Below are 4,598 nucleotides of genomic sequence, written 5' to 3'. Positions count from 1 at the left end.
GTGCAAACCGGTAAGTTTGCAATAATTAAGTAATCTGTTAACATCAACAAAAACCCAACCGATATGAAAAAAGCGTTACAACTAATCTTAAGCACAATGCTGCTTATTGGCCTTTTTTTGGCTGATCTGGCGGTTGCACAAGACGGGCCGCAGGATGTGACTATCCGCGACCTGAACACGTATGAAAATCTGGAGAGTTACGACGACATACCAGATCATCCGTTAGAAGGTGTTCCCGTAGAGTTTACAGCTGTTGTAGTAAGCTATCCAAAATCTTCAGGATTATCAGGTTTTAACGATGATGAGGAGGGCAGCATTGGACGTATACATATGTTTGTTGCAGACACGTCTGCAAAAGACCTTGGGCATGATGGTATGTATATAAGAATTGTAAACGCATTTGAAACTTCAGCCTTTAGTGACCTTGAAGATCTTAGCAGAGGCTCTGTTGTAACCTTTACTGGGAACCTTACATTCTTCGAAGAGACTTCACAGTTTGAAGTGAGTGAGTTGGTTGAATTAGGTAATGTGACTCAGTCGCAATTTAGTGATTATGAATTTTTACTAGAGCCTGTACCTGTTGATCCTACAGAATATCACACATCAACCGGGGCAAATGAAGTAGAACTGGATCTTGAAGCATATCAAAAATACAATAATATGTATGTAGATATTTCCAGTGGAACCACTTCAAATTATAATCTGGATGATGGTAGAGTCGCCTTTTCTGTTGTGAAAGATGGGGTTTTTACAGGCCACAGGGATATTTCTTTAAGATACAGGAACGATAGATCCACCTACAGATCAGGTTACAACTATAGGAGAAGTGAAGTTGATGGTGATTTTGAATTACCACCTATCGGATCAAGTGTAAATGTTAGTGGGTTTTTAAGTGTGGAAGATTTATCTGAAGGTGGTTTGAGTTTTTCAAATGGCGGTGGATTTTTTATATCACCTATGGAAGACGGAATTCTCTGGGTTGATGAAGAAACCCGGCTTGAAAATGGAGTATCCTTAAATGGGGATTTTGAGTGGCCAGTTGATTTTGAAGTAATCGGATCGCCACCGCAATTACTTTCAGTTGATTTCGACCCTGTACCTCAAGATGACGTATACACACCGGGTCAGACTGTTACGCTTTCAGCGTTGACAGCCGCCCCGGAAGACGACCCTTCCGTAACGGTTGATTCAGTTGTGGTAAACTATACAACCCGTTCGGGCGGTGAACAACGTTTTCAGATGGAAGAAGTCGGTACCAATGAGTATGAATTTACACTTCCAGAGCTTGTTGCTTTTGAATCACCTACTATATTTGTACAAGCATACGGAAGCAACGGACTCGTCGGACGATTCCCAACAATTGGTTCACAGTCTTTTTATGTGGATGGCGGAACCATCACGGAAATCGAAACTATTCAGCGAACCGGAGATGATGGCGACGGACCAAGTCCGCTGGAAGGACTTTCCGGGCTCGATTTTGATATCACGGCAACCGTGGTTTCTGAACCCGGAGATGGTGTGATTGCCGTTCAGTCGGGCACAGCTCCATGGTCTGGTATATTTCTTGAACTTGGCGTACAAACGGCAAATCTGCAGCGTGGGGATGTAGTGAAGATTACCGGTGCAAACGTTGAAGAAGCGGAAGTTGCGAACAACGACAATACCTACACATACCTGTCGGGAGTGACTCTTAGCGTAACCAGTTCAGATTCCGACATTTCGAATGTGGTTCCGGTACTGACAACCGATGAGTTTAACGAACCCGTTGCACCCGGTGAAGCGTGGGAGGGGATGCTGGTGACCTTTGAGAATGTGCAAATGATTTCGGATGAAGGATTTGGTGAGGTTCTTTTTGCAACCATCGACACTGAAACGGAGGAAATGCACGAAGGCACATCGGTGATTAATTGGGATACAAGAGGTGGCTCTCCAATTGGAGAAACTGGATTTCCCCAGGATTTTAATCGTCATGTGATATTGGGAAGCATCGTGGATAAAGTCTCTGGACTGGTGACCTCTACGTTTGGAATTACAAAAGTAATTCCACGCGAACTGGAAGATATAGTGGGCGAAAATTATACTATCCCTCGTCCCCTATTTAATTTATCAAGTCCGAATGAAGGTGTTGAAATTGGGGTGGTAGAGGAAAGTGAAATTGTTGCTTCATGGCAATCCCTTAACCCAAGAGATTTCGACAGTAATGCAGTAACATTTGAGTGGGTTCTTTTTGATACTGACAGCACAGAACTTGCGACTCTTTCTTCAGATAATGATGGGGTAAGTGCAGAAATCACAATCGATTTTGAAACAGCAGACGGTCTTCTCGCTGATCTTGGAATTGATGAAGGTGAAAGTGTTGAAGTGTTGTGGAGTGTGCGGGCTTCGGATGGAGAAAATGAAATATTAAAGTCTAATTTTCTTGATGGAACCGGTGCTGGAACTTCAAGAGAGATGGGTGAAAGCTTTTTTGAACCATCATATAATTCATTGATTTTGACGCGTGGAGAACCAACCTCTGGCGAAGAGTTCAGTGATTTGCCACGTTCATTTGATCTTAAGCAAAACTTCCCGAATCCGTTTAACCCAACCACTCAGATCAATTATGCTGTGCCTGAAAATGCACAGGTGAAGATTGAAGTGTATAATGTGATTGGGCGCAGAGTTGCCACCCTGGTAGACCGGGAAATGGCACCGGGCAACTATACGGTGAATTTTGATGCATCATCACTTTCAAGCGGTATGTACTTCTACAGACTGCAGGCAGGAAGCACGCTGCTCACGAAAAAAATGACACTGATTAAATAACAGGTTTAAGGATAGGAGTCATCCTGCACAAGGTGCGGGATCTCCTCTTCCTGATCAGCAATTAAGGGTGCCACGGAAAAAACCGTGTATTATGAAAGACAGGAAGTCGCGGATCATAACCCGCGATGACGATTTAAAGCAGAAGTATTTTTATTGAATACCGACCTGAACCGGGGACGGATACTCCCCGGTTCTCTTCTTTTTATTTTTTTGATCAGCAAAAACAACCAGATGCGAAACCGATTACGTATTGTTACGATCGTTCTTATAGCCGCGGCTCTCTTTTACTCCTGTGATACGTCGTTGGACGGGGACCTGAATGAAAATCAGCCTCCAAAAACCTCTCTCACAGTGGATAATATCCAGGTGGATGAGGAGAGCAGGCTCTCCAGTCGCATCGATATTTCGTGGTGGGGCGATGATCCTGACGGATACATCGTGGGATATGAATACGCGATTTCAGATACATCTGAGGGAAACTGGACATTCACTACTCAAACCGACAGCACCTTTATCCTGCCTATTTCCCCGGGAGAGGAGACGGACGATGTACTGTTTGCGGTTCGTGCCATTGATAATGAAGATTTGAAAGACCCGGTAGGGGCATCCGTTGAGTTTCCGCTGCGAAATACCGACCCGGTAACGGAATTTAATTCCCTTGAACTTCCGCCCGACACCACCTACAGCCTTTTTAGTTTTGGGTGGAGCATTGATGATCCTGACGGATTACAGACGCTTCAGCGAACGGAAATTGCCATCAACGATACCACAAACGGGTGGACGGAAATTCCCATCGAGGCAGATGACCAAGATGAGTTTTTTGTGTCATTTGATATTACTGATGCCTCACAAAGTGAAGCGACCGCACAGGTTTTCCTGGGCCGGAGTTTTCGTGAAACGGATATCACTGTGGACGGATTTATTCCGGATGGTGAGAATACGTTTTACGTTCGAACGGTAGACCTCGCCCAGGCGCAGAGCGAAACCCTTGAATTCGACTGGTACATTAAACGGCAGTCATCAAATATTTTAATTTTAAATGATGATGCAAGCAGTACTTCTATTGAAAATTTGAACTACCATATGTCCCAGTTAGAATCATTGGGTTTTAATTTTGATGTTGTTGATATAAGTGATGGTGTGGGGTTAGAAGGTGGAATTGTTCCTTTAAGTGAATCTTTTTCATCTGTAATAAATCCAACGTTAAATAGAGCTTTGGCTAAGTGGGATCATATTTATCACTTCTCAAATAATTTGAACAGGAATATAAATTATGGCCAAGAGATATTTGAAGTTTTTTTTGAGGATGGGGGCACTTTATTTACCAATGCACTAATCTCCCGAGATGCGAATAGGACAGATGATCCATTATATAATTTTCTTGCAATCTCTGATTTTGTGCCAGTTAATCCGGAAGAGGCAGAAGACGGGTTTATAATTGAAAATGGGGCAGAAGTAACATCAATGCACGATGCTCCTGATCTGATCTATAATGGAGGTTTTAGTAGCCGGATTTGGCCTTTTAACTCTGTTCCTGGCTCGATAGAACTGTATGAAGCTGACCTTTCGAAAAGACTTGTTTTTGGACAAAAAGAGTATTCAGGACCCAGTACAATTGCAGTCTTAAATCCTGAAAGAAATGTTCTATTCTTTGGTATTGATTTGACAGATTTACAGGTCAAGGACAACTCAGGGCAGGATATTTCCCCGCTTCTCGAAGAGCTTCTGATTAACCGGCTTGGGTTTTCACAACAGTAAGGAGCAGACTATGAAAAATGTAATAGCATTTATCT

2 protein-coding genes are annotated in these 4,598 nt (G+C 43.1%); both read left to right on the top strand.

Annotated features, from left to right (window positions below; all coding sequences use genetic code 11):
* The first annotated feature begins 63 nt into the window (after positions 1-63).
* Positions 64-2,805 carry a T9SS type A sorting domain-containing protein gene (locus ACESM0_RS12900; protein WP_372906613.1) on the top strand — a complete coding sequence of 914 codons (2,742 nt, stop codon included), beginning with the start codon at positions 64-66 and terminating at the stop codon, positions 2,803-2,805.
* Between the two features lie 231 nt (positions 2,806-3,036).
* Positions 3,037-4,563, top strand: a complete 1,527-nt coding sequence (locus ACESM0_RS12895; protein WP_372906612.1) for a hypothetical protein — start codon at positions 3,037-3,039, stop codon at positions 4,561-4,563.
* Positions 4,564-4,598: the final 35 nt, after the last annotated feature.

The organism is Rhodohalobacter sp. (assembly GCF_041686455.1).
In the GTDB taxonomy this organism is placed as follows: Bacteria; Bacteroidota; Rhodothermia; order Balneolales; family Balneolaceae; genus Rhodohalobacter.
This window is presented reverse-complemented; position numbering and strand designations above follow the sequence as displayed.

Bases quoted from the DNA above. Each gene is read 5' to 3' on its own strand.
- ACESM0_RS12895 (WP_372906612.1), top strand. From the start codon at position 3,037: ATGCGAAACCGATTACGTATTGTTACGATCGTTCTTATAGCCGCGGCT.
- ACESM0_RS12900 (WP_372906613.1), top strand. From the start codon at position 64: ATGAAAAAAGCGTTACAACTAATCTTAAGCACAATGCTGCTTATTGGC.